Source organism: Longispora urticae (assembly GCF_053902585.1).
In genome coordinates this window covers 83,019-108,840 of record NZ_JAQZSH010000012.1, presented here as the reverse complement: position 1 = coordinate 108,840, position 25,822 = coordinate 83,019, and the positions used below count along the sequence as shown (strand labels likewise).

The window sequence follows — 25,822 nt, the reverse complement described above, 5'->3', positions numbered from 1 at the left end:
TGAAAGTACCCATCGATCGGGCGAATTTGCATGGTCATGCAGCATGATGCATACTTCTACCATGTCTAAGGTGCTGGGGTCTCTGCCTGTTGGTGAACGTGTCGGAATCGCCTTCTCCGGGGGTCTCGACACCTCCGTCGCCGTCGCGTGGATGCGCGAGAAGGGCGCGATCCCCTGCACCTACACCGCCGACATCGGCCAGTACGACGAGCCGGACATGGACACCATCCCCGGCCGCGCCGAGGCCTACGGCGCCGAGATCGCCCGGCTCGTCGACTGCCGGGCCGCGCTCGTCGAGGAGGGCCTCGCGGCGCTGGCCTGCGGGGCGTTCCACATCCGCTCCGGCGGCCGGACGTACTTCAACACCACCCCGCTCGGCCGGGCCGTGACCGGCACCCTGCTGGTCCGCGCCATGCTCGAGGACGGCGTGCAGATCTGGGGCGACGGCTCCACCTACAAGGGCAACGACATCGAGCGCTTCTACCGGTACGGGCTGCTCGCCAACCCGTCCCTGCGGATCTACAAGCCGTGGCTGGACGCCGACTTCGTCACCGAGCTGGGCGGCCGGACCGAGATGTCCGAGTGGCTGCTCGCCCGGGACCTGCCCTACCGGCACAGCACCGAGAAGGCCTACTCCACCGACGCCAACATCTGGGGCGCGACCCACGAGGCCAAGTCCCTCGAACAGCTCGACGTCGGCATCGAACTCGTCGAGCCCATCATGGGCGTGCGGTTCTGGGACCCGGCCGTCGAGATCGCCACCGAGGACGTCACGGTCAGCTTCGTACAGGGCCGGCCGGTGGCCATCAACGGCAAGGAGTTCGCCTCCGCCGTGGACCTGGTGCTGGAGGCCAATGCGATCGGCGGCCGGCACGGGCTGGGCATGTGCGACCAGATCGAGAACCGGGTGATCGAGGCCAAGAGCCGCGGCATCTACGAGGCCCCCGGCATGGCCCTGCTGTACGCGGCCTACGAGCGGCTCGTCAACGCGATCCACAACGAGGACACCGTCGCCGCGTACCACAACGAGGGCCGGCGCCTCGGCCGCCTGATGTACGAGGGCCGCTGGCTCGACCCCCAGGCTCTCATGCTCCGCGAGTCCCTCCAGCGCTGGGTCGGCTCCGCGATCACCGGCGAGGTCACCCTCCGGCTCCGGCGCGGCGACGACTACTCGATCATCGACACCGCCGGCCCCGCGTTCAGCTACCACCCGGACAAGCTGTCGATGGAACGCACCGAGGACTCCGCGTTCGGCCCGCTGGACCGGATCGGCCAGCTCACCATGCGCAACCTCGACATCGCCGACTCCCGCGCGAAGCTGGAGCAGTACGCCCGGCTCGGCATGGTCGGCGGCCAGCCGCACCCGGCCCTGATCGGCGCCGCGGAACCGGCCTCGACCGGGCTGATCGGCGCGATGCCGGAGGGTGGCGCGCGGGCGATCGCCTCCCGGGGCCGGGCCGGCGACAACGACGAACTGCTCGACGCCGCCGCCATGGAGTCCGGCACGGACTAGCCCCACGCACAACGAAACCGCCGCCCGGTCAGTCGCCGGGCGGCGGTTTTCCGTATCCGCGGGTCGCCGGCAAAGTCCGGGCGCGACGGATCCTTTCCACCCCAACGCATTCGGCGCCGAAAGCACGCGTGAAGGACGTCACCGGAATCGCGGCTCGGAAAAGCATTGCGACGCCCACGGGCGTGACCTATGGTTGTCACAGCACTGAGAGAGACACGAACCGAAGGAGGGGAAGACAATGTTGCAGGCCACCACCATCTGGCAGCACACCGCACTGCGCGGTATCGCTGTGCGATCGGGCGCGGTCGCCGTGCTCGCGGGCAATGCCGCCGTGCACACGGGCGAGGCCGTCATGCACATGTCCAACCGACCCCTCGGGCACCTCCACCCGAAGCCGTACCTGGAAACGGGCAGGTGGCAGGCGTAGCGCATCCAGTGCTACCGCCGCCGCCCGTCCACCAGGACAGGGCGGTTTTCTCTTTCCCCACCTCCGCGTTCCAGCGGACGGGTGTAGCTCAATCGGAAGAGCACCAGCCTCCAAAACTGGCGGTCGCAGGTTCGATTCCTGCCGCCCGTGCCATTGCCGTACCCCACGGCGAATTGTTTCTTGAGAATTCCACAGCGGATGGCATGAATACCGGCGCGCATTGCGTGCGCCGGAAAGTCCCGCACGCCTCGAGACAATAATCGTCGACAGTGTGCGGGCATCATTTCTGGGACGAGGAAGACGGAAATCCGCCCGCTTTGGAAGCGGGAGACACGCGGTTCGACTCCGTGGTCCCAGACGAGGTGGTGGAGCGCCGGGGGGTACTCCACCACTCCAGGGCCTGTGGCGCAACCGGTGGCGCTCCCGTCTGGCTGGCGGGTGGTTTCGGGTTCGAGTCCCGACGGGTCCACGCACGGACGAGGCCGATTCGACCATGGGTAGCGTCACCGCTCTCTCACAGCGGAGGACCGGGTTCGAGTCCCGGATCGGCTACCGAGGGCTCATGCCGCTGTAGCACAGGGGGAGTGTGCCGCGTTGCCAACGCGGAGACCCGGGTTCGAATCCCGGCAGCAGCTCGACGGATCCGCCCCGGCCCGGGGCGGCGCCAACTCCAGGGAGAACTCCGTGTCCGCCCGCTCGCGGTGCGACCACCGCGGGGCCGACCGGACTCCCTCCGAAGCGCGGATGATCCTGCCCGGGACGCCTCAGGCGCCGGGTGGGGCTCGCTCATCGCGCGCTGAGCACCCGGCGGGAACCATCACGCCCGCCGGGTGTCTTTCCTGCGTCGTCTAACCAGGTAGCGACGCCCGGCTCTGAACCGGGAAGTGGGGGTTCGAATCCTTCCGCAGGAGCCAGCCCGAGCCCGGTCAGTCGCCGGGCACGGGTCGCACCTTCGTGGCCCAACAGGCAGAGGCGCCAGGTCGAGAGCTTGGATGTTGCGGGTTCGACTCCCGCCGAAGGTACGCACGCCAGCGAAGCAGAACAGGATCTGCACCTGTCTTGTAAACAGGAGGTAGTCGCTTCGAGTCCGACCGTTGGCTCATGCCCGGGTAGCCCAACGGAAGAGGCCGCGCGCTCAGACCGCGTGTGTTGGAGGTTCGAATCCTCTCCCGGGTACGCAACAGATGTGGGGCTGGGCGCCGGTGCGCAGTGCTCCCTTGCAAGGAGCGCCCCCTCGGTTCGACACCGAGTCGGTCCACGCGAAGTACACGCCCTGGTAGCTCAGCCTGGTCCAGAGCACTCGCCTGTCGAGCGAGGGGTCGCCGGTTCGAATCCGGTCCCGGGCGCGCAACACCCTCATCCCGCCTGAGCCAGCTGGTGACGGCACCGCTCTGATGAAGCGGCTCTGCCAGGTTCGACTCCTGGAGGCGGGACCCATGCCCTGATAGCTCAGCGGACAGAGCGCCGGTCTACGAAGCCGGAGGCCCAGGTTCGATTCCTGGTCGGGGTGCGTTGTCAGGAAGCTGGCGCCCAGCGGTGGGCGACCGGTCTTGAAAACCGGGCCGGGGCCGAGGGGTCCCGAGGGTTCGACTCCTTCAGCTTCCGCCATGCGCCGTTAGCTCAGCTGGTAGAGCTGCTGACTCTTAATCAGCATGTCCGGGGTTCGAGTCCCCGACGGCGTACCACGTCCCCCGCTAGCTCAATGGATGAGAGCGGCGCCCTTCTAAGGCGAAGGCTCCAGGTTCGAGTCCTGGGCGGGGGACCAATGCCGCTCGCGCCCGATGGCCGGGCTCCGGACTTCCGCTCCGGACTGCGTGGGTTCGATTCCTACGGGCGGCACCAGCAGGGTGGAGCAGCTCGGAGTGCTCGCGGGTCTCATAATCCCGAGGTCGTCGGTTCGAATCCGGCCCCTGCAACCACGTCCCGCCCCGGCGGGCAGGCACGTCCCGCCCCGGCGGGTACCCGCTCCGGTAGCTCAGCTGGTAGAGCGCCGTCCCGACATGGCGGTGGTCCCCGGTTCGACTCCGGGCTGGAGCACGGCCCCGCGGGGCGCTGGCGTAGTGGACGAACAGGTAGAGTCGGCGGCCTTTCAAGCCGCGTCATCGTGCGGGTTCGACTCCCGTCTACGCCGCTCGATCCGGTATGGCCGAACTGGTAGAGGCGGCTGGCTGTTAACCAGCGACAACTCCAGGTTCGAGTCCTGGTACCGGAGCAACTGTGACCTGGAGGAGCCGGCCCGGCTTCGGAACCGCCCCTGGAAAGGGCGGACGCGTTCGCGCGTCGTGGGTTCGAATCCCACCTCCTCCGCGCAGGGCATGCCCGCGTAGCTCAACGGAAGAGCACCTCGCTTACAACGAGGGGGCCGGGGGTTCGACACCCTCCGCGGGTACGTCGCCGGGACCGGACTCCGGGCCCGGCACGCCATGGTGTCCGTGGTGTAAGGGAAGCACGCCGGTCTGTGACTCCGGCGGACGTGGGTTCGACTCCCCGTGGACACCCTGAGCGCGTCGTGGACGGCGGCACGTCCAGCGGGCTGTAACCCCGCCGCCTTCGGGCAGACCTGGGTCGGCACCAGGGGCGCGCACCATACCCTCGTAGCTCAGCGGAGGAGAGTGTCCGGTTCCGAGCCGGAAGGTCGCAGGTTCGAATCCTGCCGGGGGTACGTCGCCATCCGCTGTGGAACGCTCGACCGCGGGGGAGCGCTGGGACTCAGCCGGTCCTCATAAGACTGGAGCGCCCGGATCGTCACCGGGACCCGCGACCACACACTACTTCGCGCGCGGCCGAGGAGAATTTCTCGGAACCGACGGATATCAGGGCCTCGGGCGACTCGGTGTCAGTACGAGCCGCACCGAGAGGAAGATTCACATGGGAGTTCCCGCCGGCCCGAACCCGCTGCGCGCGCGACCGCGCCGCCTGCACGTGCGCACGGGCCGCCCATCCTGCCGCGACCTCGCCCGGTCGGGGCGCGGGGCCCACGCCCCGAGCACCACGACCGACATTCTCCACCGGAGGCGCCGGACCGCGGTGGGCTGTTCGTTGGTCCACAGTTTCGGCACCGCCTGCGTCGCGCACGCGAACAGCCACGGCATCGTGCTCGACCCGGCCGGGCGGGATCTGCGATCCTGGTGGCGGCGGTGGGCCGCGCTGGCAGAGCAGGACGGCGCGCGCCGGGCCGGCTCGACCCGATGGGCGGACGCGTCATGAGGACGGCGGGGATGGTCGTGGGACACGACACCGAGCCGGTACCCGTGTGGTTCCTCGCGCTCCTGCGGGCGTGCGGTCCGGTCCCGGACGGCGAGGGGGCCGGTGGCTCCGGCGCCGGACCATCGTCGGCGGGCCCCCGGGCGGTCGTCTGCCGTTCGCCCCGCGCGTCCCGGGCCCGGAGCGCGTCGTGAACCCGGATCTGGAAGCCCTCGCCGCCCGGGCGGGCCGGCTCGGCGGCGGCGCCGTCCAGCGTGACCGGGAGGCCGCCGGGGACACGCTGATCGCCCTGGTGCGCGCCGGCGGGCCGGACGCCGACGCCGCGTTCCACGCGCTGTGCTGGTCGCAGACCCGCCGCCTGCACCTGTATCTCCAGGCGAAGGGGGTGCAGGCCCACGACGCGGAGGACCTGACCGCGGACCTTCTCTTCCGGGTACGCCGCGCGCACGCCCGCCGGGCCCTGACCCTGGAGAACGACGCGAGATCCTTCTTCCTGTACGTGTTCCGGTCCGCCGACAACGACGTCGGCCGGTACCTGCGCCGCCGCGCCACGACGGTCCCCACCGACCCGGCGTCGCTGCCCGAACCGGGTTCCCCTCCGGACGTCGCCGCGCTCGCCCACACCGAGGAACTGGTGCGCTGGCTGCGTCAGGCGACCGCCGACCGGCCGACGGACCTGGTGTTCATCCGGCTGGCCACGAACTCGGCCCTGAGCCGGGCGGAGATCGCCGACCGGGTCGGGGTCAAGGAGCACCGCTACAGCAACGCGTTGCACGACGCGTTCCGGCGGGTGCTCGACCGGTTCATGGACCTGTACCTGGCGCGGTGGTGCGGCATGCCCTCCGGCGAGCAGCCGTGCGCCGGCCTGGTGGCGGTACTGGCCGGGAGGTTCGACCCCACCGACCGGGCCGGGTTCACTCCGGAGGTCCGCAACCTGGTGCGGGGCCACAAGAAGGACTGTGAGGAGTGCCGGGCGTTCGAGAGGGACGCCCGCGCGCGGGGAGTGACGCGGAACTTCCTGGCCGTGCCGTTGGTGGCGGCCTCGGCGGCGCTGCTGGACCGGGTGCGCGACCAGCGCGTGACCCTCACCGGTGCGCCCGTCGACCCGTCGCTGCCTGACCCGAACCGGCAGGACCCGCCGGGGGCCGCCCGGCCCGGGACAACCCACGGGGAGGACCTCGGGCCGCCGCCGACCCCGGGCGCCACCGTCCCGCCGTCGTCCGGGACCCCGGTGCCGCCGCCGGTCGCGCCGCCGCCGGCGGTACCCGTCGAAGGGGGCCTCCGGCTCCGGATCAGTGTGCGGCGGTTGCTGACCGTCGGCGGCGGGGTCAGCGGCGCGGCCGTGGTCACGGCCGTCGTGATCCTGAACCTGCTGCCGAGACCCCCTGCCGGCCCGTTCGCCGGGCCGACCCCGCCGCCGTCCTCGCGCCCGCCCGCCACCGCCGGCACCGGCGCGCCACCCACCGGAGGCGCCCCGAGCCCGGGGGCGGACCCGGGCACCTCCACGTCGCCCGGGTCCCGACCGGACGGGGCCGCGCCGATCTCGACCGCCGCACCGCGCTGGGCGATGGCCTATGTGGACCGGGCCACCCCGGAGGAGGCGCCGATCGGCTCCGAGGTCCCGGTGCGGTCGGACACCCAGTGGCGCACCAGCCGCTCGGCGACGTCGACCCGGCCGATCACGGTCACCCACACGGGCACGGGTACGTACACGGTGCGGCTGCCCGACCTGGCGGATGACGGCGGCGTGGCGCACACGACGGCGTACCGGACCCAGTACCGGGGGCGGAGCTGCCTCGTCGCCGACCACCGTGCCGCCGGGCCCGACGAGCTGGTCGACGTGCGCTGCTTCGACCAGAACGGCGCCCTGGTGGACTGGTGGTTCACGCTGTTCTTCGGGGCCCCGTCGGGCGGGCCGGCCCCGCAGGCCACGGTGCGCTACGACGGCGCCGACGCGACCGGCTACAACTCCGCGGGCCGGGTGAACCGGGTCGTGCGCGACGGCCCGGGACGGTACCGCGCGGTGCTTCCCGGCGCCCCGTTCGCCGCCGACCGGGGCTTCGTCGACGTGACCGCCTGGGCCACCGGCGCGCCCGTGCGCTGCCAACCCCAGGGCAGCCGGCCGGTGGGCGCGGAACTGGAGGTGTCCGTCGCCTGTTACCGGATCGCCTCCGCCGCCGTCCCCGTACCCGTCGACGCGCCCTGGCTGTTGACCTATGTGGACGGATCGGGGCTGCACCACGCGCCCGGTGCCCCCGCCGGCTACCTGACGACGGCCGGGGACCCCGCGAGCCCGACCGTCGACGACCGGCACTCGTTCGCCACGAACGGGGAGAAGCCGGTGGTGGCGCGGACCGGACTCGGCCAGTACCAGGTCACCTATGCCTCGCTGGGTGGGGCCGGCGACACGGTCCAGGTCACGGCGACCGGCCCGGACAGCGGGTACTGCCTGCTGGTCACCGTCAACTCCGGCGCCGCGCCCCGGCTCGACGTCGTGGTGCACTGCTACACGGCGGCCGGCGTTCCGGGCGACTCCCGGTTCGCCCTCGCCTACCTGCGTTCCCCCTAGGATCCCGGGGCGTCGCGGCCGAGGTCGGCGGGGGCTGCCCGGGCCGGGTGGACGGCGCGGACCCGCCCCGCCCACCCGGCCGGTCCCGGATCACCGGGCCGGTCGGGTATCGGACTCTGTCCCGCGGTGGGGTCGGCTACGTTGCCAGGATGAGCGCAACCCTTCTCGTCCGACTGGCGGTGCGCGGCGTCGACGAGGGGGACACCGACGACGCCGTCACCGGCCTGCTCGACGAGCTGACCCTGCACCCGGTCGAGGCCGTCGGCCGGCCGTCCGCCGGGGACGCCCCGGACGGGACCCGCGCGGGCGAGCTGGTCGCGCTCGGCGGGGTCCTGGTGACCCTCGCCAGCAGCCCCGAGGTGGTCACGTCGGTGCTGTCCGGACTGTGGGGCTGGCTGGACCGCCGGGGCCGGGGCAGGATCGAGATCCGGATCGGCGAGGACCAGCTGATCATCGACGGCACCACCCGGGCGGAACGCGCCCAGCTCATCGACGCCTACGTCCACAAGGTCCTCGGGCGCTAGCGGGTGGCCAAGCGCGCGCTGATCATCGCCAACGGCCGGTACGAGGATCCCCGGTTCCGGCCGCTGCCCGGCGCGGAGGCGGACCTGTACGGGCTGCGTGCCGTCCTGGCCGACCCGGCGATCTGCGGGTTCGAGGTCGAGGTGGTGCGCAACGGCCGCACCGACGACATCCGGATCGCCATCCAGCAGTTCTTCGCCTCCGCCCGCCGCGACGACGTCCTGCTCCTGCACGTGTCCGCGCACGGCCGGCGCGACGAGAGCCGCTGGTACTTCGCCGCGACCAACACCCGGCACGAGTTCCTCGACGCGACCGGGGTGTCGTTCGAGTACATCGACCAGCGGATCGACCGGGGGCTGTCCCGGCGGGTCGTCGTCCTGCTCGACTGCTGCTACAGCGGGGCCGCCACGCTGCGCCGGACCCGGGGCGAGCCGGTGGCCGACCTGAGCGACCAGTTCAACGGGCGGGGCCGGGTGGTGATCACGTCGTCCACGGCGTTGCAGTACGCGCACGAGCAGGACGTCACCAGCGTCACGCCCGCCCGGCCCAGCGTCTTCACCCAGGCGGTGATCACGGGGCTGGCGACGGGGGCCGCCGACCTGGACGGGGACGGGTTCGTCAGCGTGGACGAGCTGTACGACTACGTGCACGCCGAGGTGACCAGCCGGGTACCGGAGCAGACGCCCACCCGGACCGCCGACCAGGTCGAGGGCCGGCTCCTCCTGGCCCGCACCCCGGCCGGTGAGGGTTCCCACCCCGGGGACCGCGCCCACGAAGCCGCAGGGAAGCTCGCCCGGATCCGGGACGGGAACGGCCTGGCCGTCCGGGAGACGCCTACGCCGGTCGCGTCGGTGGCGCGCCCGCCTGGTGAACGTGCCGGTCCGACGGTGGACCGTGGAGCCTCCTCGCCGACCGTGGACCACTCGTCCGTCGGTGGTTCGCCCGGGGAGGACCGGTCCCCGGTGGTCGCGGAGCGGGGTTCGCCGCGGCTCCGGGGGCAGGTGACACCCGGCGGGTACGGCAGGGCCGTGGCCGTCGAGCTCCTGGCCGGCCTGGCCTGCGGTACCCTGCTGCTCGCCGTTCCCATGTTCCTGATCAGTTTCTACGACTACGGCCTGGGCCCCGTGTCCCTGGTCACCGTGCTGGCGAGCGTCACGGCGCACCTGGCGATCCGTGGCCCGCTCCTGTCCCACGTGACCGTGTACCGGTCCCCGGTCCTGGTGCTGGCGACGCTCGCCGCGGGGGTGCTCCTCGTCCTCGACCTTTCGACCCCCTGGTTGGGCTATCCGCTCCTGTGCGTGGTCGGCCTGCTGTCCGCCCTCCGGCAGCCCGTCACCGCCGGCACGTTCCGGGTGGTCGGCCCGGCGGTCCACTCGTTCTCGCTGCTCGGCCAGGTGCTGGGCGCCGTCACCGTCCTCACGGTGCTCCCCGCCAGCCGACTGCTCGTCCCGTCGCTCGTCGCCCTCACGATGTACGTGGTCGCCGCCGGTCTCGGGTACCCGTTGGAAGGCGCACCGGCGGTCCGCGGCGCGCGCCTCACCCACCGGAGCCGGCTGCTGATCCTGGCCGCCGCGACCGCCGAGTTCTCCTGGGGCGCCACGTTGGTGACCATGGTCCACTACCAGGGCGTGCGTTTCGGGGTACGCGCCTACGACGATTTCGACAGCTACGCGCCCCTCCTGTGGACGGCCGGGACGGTGGGGGTGGTGTCCCTGCTGGTCGGCTGGCTCGGCGGCGTGCACCGCGCGCCGGGCCTCCCGCGGGGGCCGGCGGAGCCGGGTCGGCCGGCGCTCGTGGCGGCGCTGGCCGTGGCCGGCCTGCTCGGGCAGGGGATCCTCCTGATCGCGGTGGCGGGGAGGAACGAGTTCGCCACGGACGTGGTCCTGTTGCCCGGCCTCACGCTGTTCGCGACCCTCACGGTCCGGGCGGCGGGCCAGGCCCTCGCCGACGGGGGCGGCTCCGGGCTCGACCAGTCCGTTCTGACCCGGGCCCGCGGCCTCGCCGGTGGGCTCACCTTCCTGCTGGCGCTGTACCCGACGTTCGTCTCGAGCGTCCCCCAGGAACAGCTTGTCCAGGCCGGGGTCGCGATCCCCGTCGAGGCCGCGTTCGTGGCCCTCGTGGCGGCCCCGTTGACCGTCGTGCTGTTGCTCGACCGGCGGCGTTCGGATCGCGGACGCGCCCTGGTCTCCTGACGGTCCCGACCCACGGAGACGAACCGCCTCCGACGCACCGCGGCGGCGCCCGTCTCCGCGCGTGACACCCCGACCGGGGGAGACCGGTGGGGCGGACGCACTGGTCGGAGATGGCGACCAGCACCTCGGTGCCGGGTTCGGCCTCGATCCGGCCCCACGCGGCGCCTGTGCCGGTACCCGTCGGATGTTTCGTGGTTGAATCGTGGGTATGCGCAGCTCGCCTCCCTCGCCGCTGGACCCACCCGCCGCGGAACTGTCCTGGCTGGACCGGGCGGAGGTCCTGGCGGCGGACTTCGCCGGTCACGCGGCGGAGCTGGACGAGTCCGCCGAGCTGCCGGTGGACAACCTGCGCCGGCTGCACGAGGCCGGCTTCGACACCGCCTGGCTGCCCGCGGAGCACGGTGGACAGGACCTGTCCTGGGTCACGTTCGGCGCGGTGCTGACCACGCTGGCGCGGGCCTGTCCGTCCACGGCGACGATCTGGCTGATGCACCTGGGGGCCGCCTACGGCCTGGTGCACATGAGCGACGACGCGAACGCCGCGTTCTTCGCACGGGAACTGGCCGGCGGGAGGCGTTTCGCGAACGCGCTGTCGGAGCCGACGGGCGGGAACCTGTTCCTGATGCCGCTCCAGGCGGCCCGGCCGGTGCCCGACGGCTTCGTCCTGGACGGGGCGAAGAGGTTCGTCTCCGGGTGTGAGGCGGCCGACTACCTGCTGGTCAACGCGCTCGTCGACGGCGTGCCGGCGTTCTTCGGCATCACGCCGGACGCGACGCTCAAGCTCGTACCCATCTGGGACAGCATGGGTCTGCGCGCGACCCGCAGCCAGCTGATCACGTTCGACGGCACGGTGCTGCCGGCCGGCCGGCGGTGTGTGCGGCGGACCGACGAGCCGAACCCCATCCCGGTCGGGCTGCCGTTCCTGTCGATCGGGGTGGCCGAGGCGGCGCTGGAGACCCTGCGCGCGCACGCCCGCGACCGGGTCATCCCGACCACCGGGCAGCCGCTGGCCGACATGCAGTGGGTCCGGTTCGCCGTCGCGGCGGAGTACGTGCGGCTGCGGGCGGCCACGTTGCTGGCGGCCCAGACGGCCTGGCTGGCCGACCAGCGCTCGCCGCTGACCAATCCGACCTCGCTGGAGGCCAAGCTGCTGGCCAACGAGGTGGCCAAGGACGTGGCGGCGCTCGGGGTGAAGGTCGGGGGCGGATCGGGCTATCTGCGGACGTCCCCGATCCAGCGGCACTTCCGCGACGCGCAGGCCGGGGCGCTGATGGCGTACTCGGTGGAGGTGTGCCAGGACGAGGTGGGTACGGCGTTCCTCGCGGGCCCGCCCGCGTCCCCGGAAGCCGACCACTGAGCCGTCGTCCCACGCGGGACGCGGGAAGCCTCGCGGTGCCGGGGCGACCCGAAGGCGGCCCCGGCCCCGTGCGGTCAGGTGGTGGCGATGCGCAGGGTGTCGATGAGGAAGTCGGTCTGCGCTTCGCTGTCCTCGATGCTGGTGAACTGGAGGGTGACGGTGCGTCCTCTCCAGGCGTTCAGGTTGACGGTGCGCTGGGCGTAGCCGGCGCCCGCGTCGGCGTTGGAGTAGGCGGCCACGTTCGTGGTGGTGGCTCCGTCGGTGACCCGGAGGTTGAGCGTGTCGTAGACGGTCGGGCCGCTCTCGGCGGTGACGACGCGCAGGTAGAAGGTGAGGTTCGCGGTGGTGACGGTGTTGGGGATGGTGATCTGCTGGCTCAGGGTGTCGGTGTTGGCGACGCCGTTGCCGCCCATCCACGCGTACCAGGTGCCCTGCTGCGCGCGGTGGTAGGCGTACTCGCCGACGACGAAGTTGGTGATGGCCCAGTTCGCGGTGCCGTTCTCGAAGCCGCCGTTGGCCAGGATCGGGTCCAGGCGGTAGTCGATGGCGTGCGTGTAGACCAGGTCCCGGGTCGCCGCCGTGGTGCTCAGGCCGGCGGCGGTGCGGGCGTTGAAGTACTGGCCGAAGTTGCTGTGGTTGTTCTGGCGCATCAGGTTGATCGTGCCGGCCTGGCCGCCGTCGACCCGGGTCCACAGGTCGATCAGCGTGCCCGCGACGCGGCCCTCGACGTGGTCGCCGTCGTCCCAGTTGGTGGTGCTGGTCGCGGCGGCGGGGTTGTTGCGGGTGGTGTTCATCAGGGTGATGGCCCCGCCCTGCGGGTACACGTAGCGGTTGTCGCCCATGACGGTGCCGGTGACCGCGTTGGCGAACCCCTCGGTCCAGGCGCACATCGCCCCGCTCTTGAGAAAGATGTCGTGCGAGGCGCCACAGTCCATCGCGGGCCACCAGTAGCCGTAGAGCATGTGCTGGAAGGCGTGGCCACCCTCGTGCACCACGGTGTGCGGGGTGTCCGCGGCGGCGTCGGTGAGCCGCACGTAGCTGTTGGTCGCGTTCGTGCCCGGGGTGTAGTCCGGCCAGCCGGTGTAGGCGGGCCACCAGCGGAACGTCATCCTCGAGCAGTTCGCGGTCTCCCGTGCCGTCCAGCACCCGGTCGTGGAGCTGCGGAAGTTCCACAGGTCGGTGACTGTGTCCAGCACCCGCCAGGCGCGCATCTGCGCCGAGGCCGGCATTCTGGGCCCGTACAACATGGCGGTGTTGGGGTTGACCTCGGTGAGGACCGGGGTGGTCGTGGTGTAGACGGTGGTGGAGTCGTTCACCGTCAGGTAGGGGTTCTGCGACCGGAAGACCGCCGAAACCTCCGCCATCGGGGTACGCGGCGGCGTGAAGCACACGGTGTAGGAGCCGTCGGCGCCGGTGACCCCGGTCTTGTACTCCACCGCCGCGCTCGTGCCCAGCTCCTTGCCGACGACCGCGACCGTGGCGGCGCGCACCTTCTTCGTCGCCCCGGCCGCGGTGGTGTACTCCAGGGACCCGATGACACAGATCTGCCCGGCGGGTACCGGAGCCGCCGCCGTCGTCCCCCTGGACACCGCCCCCGCGGCGGTGGCCGGCAACACGGTGACGTCCGCGCCCGCGCGACTCGATCCGGGCCGCGTGCCGATGGTCAGCAGGGCCGAGGCGTGCACGGAGCGCTCCTCGGCCGGCTGTCCGGCGTCGGTGACCAGCGCCTCGATCTGCGCCGGTCCCTCGGACACGGCCGCCACCCGCACGGTGACGGTGCGCCCGCCCGTGGACAGGGCGAACTCCGTGCTCGACTCGTGGGTCAGGCCGACGGCACGCGGGGCGGGCAGCCCCGAGACCAGCCGCAACGACGCCGGTAGCCGCAGCGTGAACCGGGCTTTGGCGATGTCGACCTGGGCCCGCAACCGGACCCGCGCGGTCGCCTCCTGCCCGACGGCCGGCAGCGAGTCCAGGGTGACCTCGGCGGCCACGCACCGGGGAACCGCGTGGGGATCCTCGGCCGTCGGGCCAGCGAACGTGCACCCGCCGGCCGGTGCCGCGGCCGCCGGGAACGGGGTGAGGGTGGCCAGGGCGGTGGCGAGAGCGAACAGGGCGCCGTGGGTACTGACTGCGCGAGCTGACACAGGTGATGCCTCTCGTCTGGGTGCCGAACGGGACCCGCACCGCTGACGCGCACACCCGTGGGCGTGCTGACCCATGTTGGGAAGTGGCGCGGTTGGGCCTTTCAGCCCATAGCGGTTGATACTGCCAGCCCGTCGCGGTCCTGGTGCCGGTATCGACGAGAGTCAGCGCACCAGCCCGAGCCCCACCAGCTGCGCCAACCCGGCCCGGACCTGCCCGCGCGCCGTCCCCTCGTCCACCGTGCCCGACGTCAGCCGCACGTACTCGGCCTCGATCGCGCCCGCGTCCCGGCCGTCGCACAGCGCGTAGGTCAGCCAGGAGGACAGGTTCAGCCAGTGCACGCCGGGCGGCTCGGCGGTGGCCAGTACCAGGCGGGCCTGCTCGGGCAGCTCCACCGCGTCCACCGGCCGGACCTGGGTGTACGTGCCGGTCGGCCGCGGCGGCTCCCCTGCCGGCCGGGTGGCGGCCGGGGCGGGCGGCCAGCCGGCGCGCACCCCCGGCTCCAGCTCCTCGAGGGCGTCGACGAGCCAGCCGACGAACTGCCGGCCGTAGGGGGTGAGCCGGTGGGCGACGTGCCGTTCGAGCTGCTCGGCGAGGAACGCGACCCGGGCCAGCGGGGTGGCGTACTCCGCCCGACCGGGCGTGGAGCCGCTCATCGCCGGGCGCTCCGGCGGCGGGCCGAACCGGGCGGTCACCCCGGGCGGGGCCTGGCGGGCGGCGGCGGTGAAGGCGACCAGGTGGGCGTACACGTGGACGGCGAACAGCACCCGCATCGTGGACCACGGCGTGACCCGCCACGGGATGTCCACGGTCGACTCGGCCTCCCCGTCGACGACCAGGGCGCCGGACCGGCTGATCTCGAACAGCACCAGGTGCAGGCCCTCGTGCAGGATCGCGCCCGCCGCGTCCCACGGGTTGGTCACCCGCTCGGGGGACAGGAAGATCGTGGCGGGCAGGCCGTCGCCGCCGGAGACGGAGTACAGCGGGCCCTCGGGGGAGTCGTCGCGGCCCAGGCCGACGAGGCCGACGTGCCGGAGCACCCCGGCGCCGACCCGCGGCAGCAGGGTGGTGAGGAGCTCCGCGCCCCGGGCCAGGCAGTCCAGCTGGGCGGCGGACGGTTCGATGGGCGCCTCGGCGGTCGCGGCGGGGAACAGGCCGGCGAGCAGCTGGTCCAGCCGTCCGGCGACGGGGTCGCCCGGTCCGTCCAGCCCGGTCCACACGATCGCGTGCCCCAGCCCGGGCCAGGCCGGCACGGGGGCGGGGCTCAGGTCGCGGCAGAGCGCGGCGGGCAGGAACGCGCCGAGTTCGCTGCCGGGCAGGCCGGCCCCGGCCATCGCCAGGTCGGTCTCGAACGCGTTGCGCAGCACCGGGTCGTGCAGGAAGGCGCGCAGTTCCGCGTCCTCCCCGCCGGCCAGGCGCGCGGCCTCCGGCAGGTCGTGCCGGCGGTGCAGCATCAGCAGGCCCACCCGCAGCCGGGCGACCTGCCGGCGCAGGACGGCCCCGGCGTCGCCGAAGTCGGGGTGCGCGGACAGCGCGCGGTCGGTGTCGGACACGGACGTCATCGGGTCACCTCACGGAGCGGGGTGCGGCGCCCGGCCGGGGGACCGGGCGCCGCGTGGGACGGGACTAGCCGGCGAAGCCGTTGTCCTTCGGGTACCAGCCGCGCTCGGCCGGGGAGTCGACCGTGACGGCCGGCTCCGCGACGGTCGCCAGCTCGGCGATGACCGCGCTCGGGACGGTCACCTGCGTCGTGGGCATAGCGTTCCCCTCTCCCTCGATCCGCCCGACCTGCTGGCCGGGCGGCACGAGGAAGATCATTTACCGTCGGGATCTGATTCCGATCTGATCAGCCGCCGTCGATGCCGCCCGGTCGGTCGCGGACGCCGACGCCGATGCGGCCGATCTGATCCTGGCCGTCACCGACCAGCCCATCGTGGACCTCGCCGCCGATCCCGCCCGGACGGTCGCGGACATCACCCTCGATCCCGCCCAGCAGCGCCCGCACCTCCCGCGCCCACGTGTCGTGATCCAGCAGCCCACACAGCCGCAGCGCCTCCGCCAGGTCCCGACGCGCCTCCGCCGTCCGCCCGCCCCGCAACCGGATCTCCCCCCGGACCCGCAGGCACAGCGCCTGCCCGCGCCGGTCCCCGTCGGCCAGGAACACGGCCAGCGCCCGGTCCAGCTCCGCGCTCGCGCGGGACAGCTCGCCGCGCTCCAGCAGCAGCCGGCCGTGCTCCACCCGGCACAGTGCCCGGCCACGCAGGTCGCCGGCCGTGCCGAAGTCCGCGGCGCACGCGGTCAGGGCGCGGTCGGCCCCGTCGAGGTCGCCGCGTTCGCGGAGCACCCGGGCCAGCCAGTACCAGCCGTGGCCGGCCGCGTCGTAGCAGCCGGCGGCGTGGTGGTCGGCCAGTCCCCGGCGCAGGTACCGGGCCGCCTCGCCCGGTCGGCCCTGCCGGTGGCGCAGCAGGCCCAGGTCGTGCCGGACGTGCCCGGCCCCGCACCGGTCCCCGGCTCCGGTCATCACCCGCAGCGCCGCCCGGAACAGGCGCTCGGCCGCCGGCAGGTCCCGCCGCATCCGGGCGAGCACCCCGAGCAGGTCCAGCGCGTACCCGGCCAGGTGGTGTTCGCCCACCTCCTCCAGCGCCGGTACCGCCCGCTCCAGCAGTGCGCGCGCCGTCCCCCGGTCGGCCAGGTGCACGAGCAGCTCGCCGAGGACGCACAGCAGCCGGCCCTCGGCGCGCCGGTCGCCGGCCGCCCGGGCCAGGTCCAGGGCCCGTTCGGCGTGCGGGCGCCAGGCGGCCCAGTCGGAGCGCAGGCTGAGCAGTCCGCTGAGCTGGTAGACGAGCTCGCCGAGCGCGGGGGAGCCGGCGGCGCGCGCGGTGGCCAGCAGCGCCTCCCGCTCCGCCTCGTACCAGCACACCCGGTCGTCCGGGGCCGGCGCGCCCGGCCAGCGCGCCGCCACCGGGGCCAGCCGGGGCAGGAACACCGGGGCCTGGGCGTCGGCCTGGGCCAGCCAGCCGCCGAGGACCCGGTCCGTGGCCGCCGCCCAGTCCCCGGCGGAGTCCTCGGCGACGGACCGCTCGGCGGCGTGCAGCCGGACCAGGTCGTGCAGCCGGTACCGGGGCCGGCCGTGCGCGTCGGGGGCCTCCACGTCGACCAGGTGCGCGTCGGCGAGCCGGTCCAGGGCCGGGCCGGCCGGCGCGTCGAGCAGCGCGTCGACGATCCAGGCCGGTGCGGACGGCACCCCGAGCCGGGCCAGCCGGCGCAGCGCGACCGCGGCCTGCGGGTCCAGGCCGGCGTAGGACACGCCGAGGCTGGCCCGCACGGTCAGGTCGCCGGCGGTCAGCTCGTCGAGCCGGCCGCGTTCCTCGGCGAGCCGGGCGGTCAGGTCCGCCAGGCTCCACCGGGGCCGGGTGAGCAGCCGGGCGGCGGCGGTGCGCAACGCCAGCGGCAGGTGTCCGCAGTAGCCGGCCAGGGCCGCGGCCGCCGCCGGGTCGGCCGCCACCCGTTCGGGGCCGACGACCTGGGCCAGCAGGCGTACCGACTCGGCCGGTTCCATCGCGGCCACGGCCAGCACGTCGGCGGTCACCAGGCCGGGGAGCCGCGATCGGCTGGTGACGATCACCGTGGCGCCGCCGGCCACCAGCAGCGGCCGGACCTGCGCCTCGTCGGCCGCGTCGTCGAGCAGCACGAGCAGGCGCCGGTCGGCGAGCGTGCTGCGGTACAGGGCGGTGCGTTCGTCGGGATCGGCCGGCACCCCGGGCGCGCCGAGCGCGTGCAGGAACCGGCGCTGCACGTCGCCGGGGTCGACCCGGCGCAGCCCGCCGCCGAGGTTGGCGAACAGCTCCCCGTCGGGGTGCCGGGCGCGCATCCGGTGCGCGGCGTGCACGGCCAGGGTGGTCTTGCCGACGCCGGCCGGCCCGGTGACCAGGGTGAGCGTCCCCTCGGTGATCCTGACCAGTGCGTCGGACCGGCCGACGAGCGGCGCGGTGTCCGGCGGCAGGTGCCGCGGGGCGGGGGCGGGGCGCGGCAGGTCCAGGGCCGGGTCGGCGGTGGCCACGGCGCGTTCGAGTTCGCGGAGCCGGGGGCCGGGTTCGACGCCCAGTTCGGCCCAGGCGACCCGGCGGGCTTCGGCGCAGGCGGCGAGCGCGTCGGCCTGCCGGCCCGAGCGGTACAGGGCGGTGATGTGTCGGCGGCGCAGCCGTTCGCGCAGCGGGTACTCGCCGACCAGCGCGCCCAGGTCGGCCACCAGGTCGCGGTGCCGGCCCCGGGCCAGTTCGACGGCCGCCCAGTCCTCGACCGCGCCGAGCCGGCGTTCCTCCCAGCGGGTCACCGCGCTGTCGAACGCGGGGGAGTCCAGTCCCGACAGCGGCCGGCCGCGCCACAGGGCCAGGGCCGCCGACCACTCCGCCGCCGCCTCGTCCAGCCGTCCGGCGTCCCGGGCCTCGGCGGCGCGCCCGAGCCGGGCGTCGAAGACCCGCAGGTCCAGGGCTTCGGCGGGTACGTCCAGGCAGTAGCCGGCCTGCCGGGTGACCAGGTACCCGGCCCCGTCGGCGCCGAACAGCACCCGCAGCCGGCGCACCCGGTCGCGGACCTGACCGACGGCGGTGCGCGGCGGGGTCGCCCCCCACAGCACCTCGACCAGTTCGTCGACGGACAGCACCCGGCCGGCGTGCAGGGCCAGCGCGCCGACGAGCAGCTCCTGACCGCGCCCGCCGAGCGGGATCCGGGTCGGGCCGCGCCGCACCTCCAGCGCGCCGAGGACCAGGAAGTTCACCATGATCACAAAGTACTGCGCCGGCCCGGGCCGGCGTCCACCGTCGCGGCGGCGCCGCCCACCGTCGGGCGAGGGCACCGACCGCCGCCGCCGTCCACCGTCGAGCGATGGCGCCGACCGCCGCCGCCGTCCACGATCGGGCGAGGGCGCCGACCGTCGCCGTGCCGCTGTCCGCCCTCGGGCGAAGCGCAGACCGCCGCCGCGCCGCCCGCCGCCGCGCCGACCGCCGCCCGCGCCGACCGCCGTCACGCCGGCCGGCCCCAGTCCACGGCCGGAGGCCGAACCCGCCTCCGCCCCCCGGACGCCTAGACCCGCCTCGCCCGGATCACCCCGTCGTCCTGGCTGATCGTCAACCCGGTCGCCCGCCCGCCCGAACCGAGCTGGAACTCGATGTCCACGCCCCAGAACGTCGGCGGCGACACCGACGTGTACGACTTCGGCTCCAGCGGCAGCGGCGGCTGGCCGGGCAGGGTGATCGACCAGCGCCAGCCGGTACCCGTCAAGGTGATCTTCTCGCCCTTCGGGGTCTCGTAGTCGCCGCCGTACAGCTTCGTCAGCTGCTCCATGTCCGCGCCCGAGGGCCGGTAGGCGGTGGCCGTCGGCGCCTTGGGCGGGTCGGGCCAGCTCAGCTGGGTCCGGATCTCCGGCAGCAACCGGTCGATCAGCTGGGTGCCCTTGTCCGTGGCGGTCATCACCGCGATCGCCGGCCCGGGCGCGACGGTGGCGGTCACCTCGCACCGGTAGCCCTCGTTGCTGCCGGTGTGGCCGAACCGCCGGCCGGCGCCGGTGCCGGCCAGTTCGACCCCGAGCCCCCAGCCGGGCAGCTGCTCGGCGAACAGGTCCTTGGCGATCTTCACGGGCAGCAGCGGGGGCTGGTTCGGAACCGGGCCGGTGCCGGCCAGCGCGCTCTGGAGTGCCGCCGCGAACCGGACCAGGTCCGTCGGGGTGCACCACAGCCCGGCGGCGGCCAGCTCCGGGTGGATGTTCCAGCCGTTGGGCACGGGAAGGCCCCCGGCGGTGGCCGGCGCGGCGACGGCCGGTTCGGGCTGGGCGTACTGGGCGGAGAACATGCCGGCCGGCTTGAGGACCAGGTCGGTGACGAGCGTGCCGAACTCCGTACCGGTGGCGTCCTGGAGCAGCAGCTGGAGGACGGTGTACCCGCCGCCGGAGTACCGGGGGACCAGGCCCGGCAGCCCGGTGACCCGCACGGCGGAGCTGTTCGCCGGCGCGAGTCCGCCGAGGATCTGGGGCAGGCCCGGCAGCGGGGTGTTGTGCCGGTAGCCGGGGAACGCGCGCACGGTCAGCGCCCCGCCGTGGCTGAGCAGGTGCCGCAGGGTCACCCGGACCGGCCAGTCGGCGGGCGCGGGCAGCTTCCAGGACCGCAGCTTGGCGTTGATGTCCTCGTCGAGGTCGAGCCTGCCCTGTCCGACCAGGACGAGGGCCGCGACGGCCGCGACCGGCTTGCTGATCGAGGCGGCCTGGAACAGCAGCGACGGGCGGCAGCTCTGGGTGGCGGTCTCGACCTGCCCGTTGACGAGCGTGGCCACGGAGTAGACGGGGACGGCGGGGTCGGCGGTCCTGGCGACGAGACTGGCGAGCAGGGTCATGCCATCGACCCTAGAGGCATTGCTCCATTGTGGAATGTCGGATGGGGGACCGCGGTGGCCGGACCCCGGAAGGTGCCCGGCCACCGGCCCGGTCAGGTCGTGGTGACCGTCAGGGAGTCGACGAGGAAGTCCGTGCGCAGCGACGCGTCCTCCACGCTGACGAACTTCAGGGTCACCGTGCGGCCCCGGTAGCTGCTCAGGTCGACGGTGCGGGCCACGTACCCGCTGCTGGGGTTGGTGTTCGACCACGTGGCCAGGGTCGTGGTGGTCGTGCCGTCGACCACCTGCACCTTGAGCGTGTCGTAGACGGTCGGCTCGGTCTCCAGCGTGACGACCCGCAGGTAGTAGTTGAGCGTCGCGGTCGCCCCGTTCGGGACGGCGAACGACTGGGACAGCGTGTCGGTGTTGGTGCTGCCGTTGCCGCCCATCCGCGCGTACCAGGAACCCGCCTGGGCCGGGTACGCCGTGGAGTTCGTGACCACGCCGCCGGTGATCGTCCAGCTCGCGGTGCCGCTCTCGAACCCGCCGTTGGCCAGGGCGCCGCCGGGCGGGGCCTGCCGGTAGTCGATCGTGTGCGTGTACACCAGGTCGCGGGCCGCCGCCGAGGTGCTCAGCCCGGTCAGCGGCCGGTCGTCGTTGAACTCCTCACGGAACGAACTCGACCGGTACTGCCGCATGTTGTCGAACGTGCCCGCCGGCCCGCCGTCCACCTGCCGCCACAGGTCGATCAGGGAACCGGCCACCCGGCACTCGACCTGGTCGCCGTCCTCGATGTTCGTCCGGCTCGCCGGCTGTGAGGAGTCGAACGGCGTCGTGGACATCAGGTCGATGAACGCGCCGTTGGGCCAGTAGAACATGCCGTCACCCTTGGCGAAGCCGGCGACCGCGTTGGCGAACCCCTCGGTCCAGGCGCAGCTCGACCCGCTCTTGCGGTGCAGGTAGTGCGGCGACGGGCAGTCCGACGGCGGCCACCAGCCAGCGTAGAGCAGGTCCATGAAGTGGTGCCCGGTCTCGTGCAGCACCAGGTGCTCGGAGTCCGGGTCGGCGTCCATCAGCGCCACGTACTTGCCGCTCGGGCTGAAGTACGTGCCGTCGGTGCTGCCCGGCTGCCAGTGCACCGTGACCCGCGAACAGTTGCTGGTCTCCCGCGCGGTCCAGCAGTTCGTGCCCGACGCGCGGATGCCCCACAGCAGGTTCACCGTGTCGAAGGCGTGCCAACCCCGCATCTGGGTACTGGCCGGCGAGGTCGTCCCGAAGTCCTGGTCCCCGGCCGGCACGTTGCTCTTCGTGGCCGTGGTCACGGTGTACGCGGTCGAGCCGGCGTTGTTGGTGACCCGCCACAGGGCCGAGTCGGAGGTGAACTTCACCTGCAGCGCGTACATCTGGGTGACCGGCGAGGTGAAGCACAGGTTGTACTTCCCGTCCGTCCCCGTCAGCCCCGACGCGTACGTCACGGTGGACGCCGAGGACGTCGACTTCCCGGTCACGGCCACCGGCACGTTGCGCCCGGCGAGCCACGTACCCGCCGGGTTGGAGAACGTGAACGTGCCCTTCGCGCAGATCTGGCCGGCCAGCGCGGCGGAGGCCGACGCCGGGGCCAGGGCCACGGCGGCGCCGTTGCCGACCGGGCGCGCGGAGTCCACGGCCACGGCCGCGCCGTCGGTGCCGACGATGCCGGCGTGCGAGCCGCCCGCCCGGTCGCCGACGGTGAACACGGTCGTCGCGTGCGCCGCGCGCTCCGCGTCGGGCCGCGCGGCGTCGGTCAGGTCGGCCTGGATCTGGGCCGGACCGGCGCCGACGGCGGTGACCCGCAGCGACAGGGTCCGCCCCCGGGTCGACAGCGCGAACGTCTGCTCGGCGACCTGGTCGAGGCCGACCGGGCGCGGGGCGGACAGGCCCGCGCCGGTGGTCAGCCGCAGGTTCGGGGACAGCCGGACCGCCAGCCTGGCGGCGTCGACCGGGACCTGGGACCGCAGCGTGACCCGCAGGGTCGCGGACCCGCCCACGGCGGGCAGCCGGTCGAGGGTCACGTCGGCGGCGACGCAGCTGGGCGTGACCTCGCTGCGGTGGTCGGGGGAGGGGGTGGCGGAGCACGCGGTGCGCGCCACCGGATCGGCCTGCGCCGGGGAGGCGGGGGCCAGGACGACCGCGAGGGCGAGTGCGACGCCCACGGGTAGCCAACGGGAGGGTTGCATGAGGGGGCCTCTCTGAACGGTCCGGGCACGCCTGGACCGGTGAACCGTCAAGGAGGGGCCAGCTTCCACGAATCATTGATCAGACGCAATATCACACCTCAGTCGCCGGCCGGCCCGCACCGGCCACGGGGCCGTGTCCGACCTGCGGCGGACGCGGCCGGACAGCGCGCTGAACTGCGCGTTCACCCGGTGGCTCCGAGTGTGGATGGTTGTGAAAAACTCGGCGGGCACCGCGGCTGAACGCCCCGGTTCGGCGTGCCAGGCGTCCCACGGGTTGGACCGGGGTCCTCAGTAGTCGATCCTGATCGCGGCCGCGACCTTCTTCCCGTTGCTGACGATCGCGCCGCCCGCGACGTTCGACGTGGCATGGGTCAGGACGGCCTCGTTGAACGCCGCCGGCTTGAGCCCCATGGCCCGACGCTGGACGTTCAGGGCGTCGACGAGTCAAGGCGGGAATCAGCCCGACCGTCCACATCGGCGGACCCGCCCGCCCCAGACCTGGGGTCGGCCCGGGTCCGGCCGTGGTCCGCGACGCCGACGGGGATCCACCCGGTGGGTCGGGGCGCCGTGCGCCGTCGGGAGCCGGATCGCCGCGCCGCGCCTCGCCGCCCGGTCGGGCGGTTCCGCCATCAGGTGCCCCGCACCGCTGTGCCCCGCGCGCTGCACCCGGGCCGCGTACAGCAGCACCGAGGCGCTGACCGCGACGTTGAGGGAGTCGGCCCGGCCGTGCATCGGGATGGTGACCCGGGGCAGTCCGAGGTCGCGCCACCCGGAGCCCACGCCCACGCGCTCGTTGCCGACCACGAGGGCGGTCCGGCCGCCGAACCGGACCTCCGGGAACGGCACGGCGTCGCCGGGGACCGTCGCCAGGAATGTCGTGAAACCGTTGCCGCGCAACCAGTCCTGGGCGGCGGCCGGCGCGCCGAACTCGAGGACGGGCACCCGCAGGTTCATGCCCCGGCTGCCCCGGAACACCATCGGGTGCGCCAGCCGGGTCCGGCGGTTCGTCACGATCAGGCAGTCGGCCCCGCACGCGTCGGCGGTGCGCAGCAGCGTACCCAGATTGCCGGGGATCTCGATCGCGTCGGCGACGAGGACCAGCGCCTCCTCGGCCAGCGGGACGTCGGCCGGCCCCCAGGTCGGCACCGTGACCAGGGAGATCATCCCTTCGGGTTGTTCGCGGTCCCGGAGCCGGTCGAGGGTCCGCTCCGAGATCCGGAACGCCGCCGCCGCGCGGGCCGCGACCCGGGCGGCGAGCGCGCGGGCCTCGGCGGAGGTGCCGGACTCGGGGCACCACAGGAAGGTGTCCACGTGCGCGCCCAGCTCGACGAGCATCCGGTGGGCCCACAGGCCCTCGGCGACGAAGAGCTGGTGGCGCAGCGGCCCCAGGTTGCCGGCGATCTGCCGGACCTGGCGGATGAGCGGATGCTGCGCGCCGAGGCGCGGCAGGTCGGAAACGTTCATGACGAGCCTTTCGGGGAAGCCGGAAGCCGCCCACGGCGGCCGCGCGGCCGGGCGGGTGGGGGAGCGCGCCGACGGTCGGGTCGGCGGCGGGAAGGGGGCGAGGCTCGTCACAGCACCATGGGGGTGACGGTACGGACGCCGCCGGAGGCGCCTCAACCGATTTACCGCCGGCCCCCGACGTGGTGCCGGCACGCGGCGGAGCCCGTCCCCGTACCCCCTGAAAGTGCTCTTAATAGGCCACAGCGGGCGTAAACTTCGACCGTGGCGGAAGGGGCTGGCTGATGGCGGTGCCCGTCGCGGATCCCGGCAGGCGGTGGACGTCCCGCTGGTGGAGCGACTGGCGGCTCGCACCGCTCGCCCTCGGCGTCCTCGCCCTGACGGCGTGGTACGTGACCGACGCCGCCGGCCTGCCCGTGCAGAACCGGGTGTGCTGGCTGGCCCTGCTCGTCCTGCACGGCTGGGCCCTGGCCCTGGCGCCCGGGATCGCCCGCCGGGCCGTGTCACCCGGTCACCGCCGGATGTGGTGGGCCGCGACGGCCGCGCTGGCCTGCTTCCTGCTCGGCGACGTGGCGCAGCTCGTGGCGATCCTGTCCGGGCCGACGACGACCGCGACCGTGACCGGGGTCCCCGCGCAGGCCGTCCTGGTGACCCTCGGCGTGGTGCTCTTCCTGCTCGGCACGCTGGCCACCCCGCTCGGCCTGTCCTCGCCCGGGGAACGGCTGCGGTTCTGGTTCGACCTGGGCACCGTGATGGCCGCAGGACTGGCCTGGGGGTTCTACCTCGCCGCCCGACCCACCCTCGACCTGCGCTCGGCGCCCGAACTCATCGGCACGCCCGTGCTGTTCCTGGTCGAACTGTTCGCCATCACTCGGCTCGTCCTGAGCCGGGATCCGCCCTTCACCCGGGCCGCGGGAACGCTGTCGGTGGCCGCGGCGGTCCTGGAGACGTCGATCCAGGCGACCGGTGGGTTCGCCTGGGCGGAGAACGACCGGTTGAACCTGCTGCTCGCCGCGACGGTGGTCGCCAACGCGCTGGTGACGGCGGCCGTCGTCGTCCAGTTCCACGAGCTGTCCGAGGACCGCCGCGGTCGGTCGCCCAGGCGCCGGTTCAGCCTGCTGCCCTACGCCGCCATCGCCAGCGTGTACGTCGTCCTCGTGCTCACCCTGGTGCGCAACGGCCTGGACCTGCGCGCCTGGGCGGCCGTCGCGGGCGCGTTCCTCTGTACCCTGCTGGTCGTCGTCCGGCAGGTCCTCGCGTTCCGGGACAACGAGCGCCTGGTCCACGAACTCAGCGCCGAGGTCGGGCGGCGGCAACGGCTGGCGGCGGCGCTGCGCCACCAGGCCTACCACGACCGGTTGACGGGACTGGGTAACCGGGCGTTGTTCACCGAGTTCCTGACCGAGGCCGTCGCGCGCGGCGGGGCCGGCGGTACGGCCGTGGTCATCATCGACCTGGACGACTTCAAGCCGGTCAACGACCGGTTCGGCCACCGGGCCGGTGACGAGCTGCTGGTCACGATCGCCGCGCGGCTGCGGCGGTGCGTCCGGGACACCGACGTGCTGGCGCGGCTCGGCGGGGACGAGTTCGGGGTCGTGGTCACCGACCCGGACCCGGCGGTGGTCGCGGCCATCGCCGAGCGGATCGTGGCGGCGGTGGCCGTCCCGTGCCCGGTCGCCGGCGAGCGGGTGGTGGTGGGCGCGAGTGTCGGCGCCGCGATCGACCGCACCGGGCGGCAGGACGCCGACGCGCTGCTGCACGCGGCGGACTCGGCGATGTACGCGGCGAAGAAGGACGGCAAGAACTCCGCCCGGGTGGTCGCCCTCGACGGCGGCGCCTGAGGATTGTGCCCTCGC

16 protein-coding genes and 24 tRNA genes are annotated in these 25,822 nt (G+C 73.7%); 32 read left to right on the top strand and 8 right to left on the bottom strand.

Annotated features, from left to right (window positions below; translation table 11 throughout):
* The first annotated feature begins 61 nt into the window (after positions 1–61).
* The 31 genes from argG (at position 62) to PT931_RS06720 (ending at position 11,784) form a co-directional block, all read left to right on the top strand.
* Entirely contained in the window at positions 62–1,513 is a 1,452-nt protein-coding gene (gene argG, locus PT931_RS06870) for an argininosuccinate synthase (protein ID WP_456244822.1), read from the top strand.
* Between the two features lie 238 nt (positions 1,514–1,751).
* Entirely contained in the window at positions 1,752–1,940 is a 189-nt protein-coding gene (locus tag PT931_RS06865; RefSeq protein ID WP_456244821.1) for a hypothetical protein, read from the top strand.
* A 77-nt stretch (positions 1,941–2,017) separates the two neighbouring features.
* Positions 2,018–2,093, top strand: a tRNA-Trp gene (locus PT931_RS06860).
* Between the two features lie 133 nt (positions 2,094–2,226).
* A tRNA-Pro gene (locus PT931_RS06855) sits at positions 2,227–2,298 on the top strand.
* Between the two features lie 38 nt (positions 2,299–2,336).
* Positions 2,337–2,409: transfer RNA gene (locus tag PT931_RS06850), tRNA-Ala, on the top strand.
* 11 nt (positions 2,410–2,420) lie between these two features.
* Positions 2,421–2,492 (top strand) — tRNA-Glu (locus PT931_RS06845).
* Positions 2,493–2,504: 12 nt separating this feature from the next.
* Positions 2,505–2,575: transfer RNA gene (locus PT931_RS06840), tRNA-Gly, on the top strand.
* A gap of 202 nt (positions 2,576–2,777) precedes the next feature.
* Positions 2,778–2,854: transfer RNA gene (locus PT931_RS06835), tRNA-Gln, on the top strand.
* Between the two features lie 34 nt (positions 2,855–2,888).
* A tRNA-Leu gene (locus PT931_RS06830) sits at positions 2,889–2,962 on the top strand.
* A gap of 5 nt (positions 2,963–2,967) precedes the next feature.
* A tRNA-Thr gene (locus tag PT931_RS06825) sits at positions 2,968–3,040 on the top strand.
* 3 nt (positions 3,041–3,043) lie between these two features.
* Positions 3,044–3,116, top strand: a tRNA-Leu gene (locus tag PT931_RS06820).
* A gap of 94 nt (positions 3,117–3,210) precedes the next feature.
* Positions 3,211–3,286: transfer RNA gene (locus PT931_RS06815), tRNA-Asp, on the top strand.
* Between the two features lie 14 nt (positions 3,287–3,300).
* Positions 3,301–3,373, top strand: a tRNA-Ile gene (locus tag PT931_RS06810).
* 5 nt (positions 3,374–3,378) lie between these two features.
* Positions 3,379–3,450, top strand: a tRNA-Arg gene (locus tag PT931_RS06805).
* Between the two features lie 8 nt (positions 3,451–3,458).
* Positions 3,459–3,548, top strand: a tRNA-OTHER gene (locus PT931_RS06800).
* Position 3,549: 1 nt separating this feature from the next.
* Positions 3,550–3,625 (top strand) — tRNA-Lys (locus tag PT931_RS06795).
* Between the two features lie 3 nt (positions 3,626–3,628).
* Positions 3,629–3,705, top strand: a tRNA-Arg gene (locus tag PT931_RS06790).
* Between the two features lie 2 nt (positions 3,706–3,707).
* Positions 3,708–3,782 (top strand) — tRNA-Gly (locus tag PT931_RS06785).
* Positions 3,782–3,859 (top strand) — tRNA-Met (locus tag PT931_RS06780). The genes PT931_RS06785 and PT931_RS06780 overlap by 1 nt, the downstream gene beginning before the upstream one ends.
* Before the next feature lie 45 nt (positions 3,860–3,904).
* Positions 3,905–3,977: transfer RNA gene (locus tag PT931_RS06775), tRNA-Val, on the top strand.
* Positions 3,978–3,994: 17 nt separating this feature from the next.
* A tRNA-Glu gene (locus tag PT931_RS06770) sits at positions 3,995–4,071 on the top strand.
* Positions 4,072–4,076: 5 nt separating this feature from the next.
* Positions 4,077–4,152 (top strand) — tRNA-Asn (locus PT931_RS06765).
* Positions 4,153–4,164: 12 nt separating this feature from the next.
* Positions 4,165–4,247 (top strand) — tRNA-Ser (locus tag PT931_RS06760).
* Between the two features lie 10 nt (positions 4,248–4,257).
* Positions 4,258–4,329, top strand: a tRNA-Val gene (locus PT931_RS06755).
* Positions 4,330–4,365: 36 nt separating this feature from the next.
* Positions 4,366–4,439, top strand: a tRNA-His gene (locus tag PT931_RS06750).
* Positions 4,440–4,528: 89 nt separating this feature from the next.
* Positions 4,529–4,602 (top strand) — tRNA-Arg (locus PT931_RS06745).
* 206 nt (positions 4,603–4,808) lie between these two features.
* Positions 4,809–5,147 carry a hypothetical protein gene (locus PT931_RS06740; RefSeq protein ID WP_456244820.1) on the top strand — a complete coding sequence of 113 codons (339 nt, stop codon included), beginning with the start codon at positions 4,809–4,811 and terminating at the stop codon, positions 5,145–5,147.
* A gap of 187 nt (positions 5,148–5,334) precedes the next feature.
* Positions 5,335–7,713 (top strand): hypothetical protein, encoded by a 2,379-nt coding sequence (locus PT931_RS06735; RefSeq protein ID WP_456244819.1) that lies wholly within the window; start codon positions 5,335–5,337, stop codon positions 7,711–7,713.
* Between the two features lie 149 nt (positions 7,714–7,862).
* Entirely contained in the window at positions 7,863–8,237 is a 375-nt protein-coding gene (locus PT931_RS06730; protein WP_456244818.1) for a hypothetical protein, read from the top strand.
* A 3-nt stretch (positions 8,238–8,240) separates the two neighbouring features.
* Complete coding sequence (locus tag PT931_RS06725) at positions 8,241–10,427, top strand: caspase family protein (protein ID WP_456244817.1); 2,187 nt, start codon at positions 8,241–8,243, stop codon at positions 10,425–10,427.
* Between the two features lie 208 nt (positions 10,428–10,635).
* The gene (locus PT931_RS06720) at positions 10,636–11,784 is read left to right on the top strand and encodes an acyl-CoA dehydrogenase family protein (protein ID WP_456244816.1); all 1,149 of its coding nucleotides are present in this window, start codon (positions 10,636–10,638) and stop codon (positions 11,782–11,784) included.
* 74 nt (positions 11,785–11,858) lie between these two features.
* Here PT931_RS06720 and PT931_RS06715 read toward each other — a convergent pair whose 3' ends face one another.
* The 8 genes from PT931_RS06715 to PT931_RS06680 form a co-directional block, all read right to left on the bottom strand.
* On the bottom strand, positions 11,859–13,928 hold the full coding sequence (locus PT931_RS06715) for a hypothetical protein (RefSeq protein WP_456244815.1): 2,070 nt from the start codon (positions 13,926–13,928) through the stop codon (positions 11,859–11,861).
* A 162-nt stretch (positions 13,929–14,090) separates the two neighbouring features.
* Positions 14,091–15,488, bottom strand: a complete 1,398-nt coding sequence (locus tag PT931_RS06710; protein ID WP_456244814.1) for an aKG-HExxH-type peptide beta-hydroxylase — start codon at positions 15,486–15,488, stop codon at positions 14,091–14,093.
* 64 nt (positions 15,489–15,552) lie between these two features.
* A complete protein-coding gene (locus PT931_RS06705; RefSeq protein WP_456244813.1) occupies positions 15,553–15,684 on the bottom strand; it encodes a hypothetical protein in 132 nt (43 codons plus the stop codon).
* Between the two features lie 88 nt (positions 15,685–15,772).
* Complete coding sequence (locus PT931_RS06700) at positions 15,773–18,706, bottom strand: BTAD domain-containing putative transcriptional regulator (RefSeq protein ID WP_456244812.1); 2,934 nt, start codon at positions 18,704–18,706, stop codon at positions 15,773–15,775.
* 302 nt (positions 18,707–19,008) lie between these two features.
* Entirely contained in the window at positions 19,009–20,310 is a 1,302-nt protein-coding gene (locus PT931_RS06695) for a serine hydrolase domain-containing protein (RefSeq protein WP_456244811.1), read from the bottom strand.
* 92 nt (positions 20,311–20,402) lie between these two features.
* Complete coding sequence (locus PT931_RS06690) at positions 20,403–22,505, bottom strand: hypothetical protein (protein WP_456244810.1); 2,103 nt, start codon at positions 22,503–22,505, stop codon at positions 20,403–20,405.
* 288 nt (positions 22,506–22,793) lie between these two features.
* Complete coding sequence (locus PT931_RS06685) at positions 22,794–22,916, bottom strand: hypothetical protein (protein ID WP_456244809.1); 123 nt, start codon at positions 22,914–22,916, stop codon at positions 22,794–22,796.
* Between the two features lie 45 nt (positions 22,917–22,961).
* Positions 22,962–23,969 (bottom strand): TrmH family RNA methyltransferase, encoded by a 1,008-nt coding sequence (locus tag PT931_RS06680; protein WP_456244808.1) that lies wholly within the window; start codon positions 23,967–23,969, stop codon positions 22,962–22,964.
* Between the two features lie 281 nt (positions 23,970–24,250).
* Between PT931_RS06680 and PT931_RS06675 the strand changes: the two genes are divergently transcribed.
* On the top strand, positions 24,251–25,807 hold the full coding sequence (locus tag PT931_RS06675; protein ID WP_456244807.1) for a diguanylate cyclase domain-containing protein: 1,557 nt from the start codon (positions 24,251–24,253) through the stop codon (positions 25,805–25,807).
* The last annotated feature ends 15 nt before the right edge of the window (positions 25,808–25,822 follow it).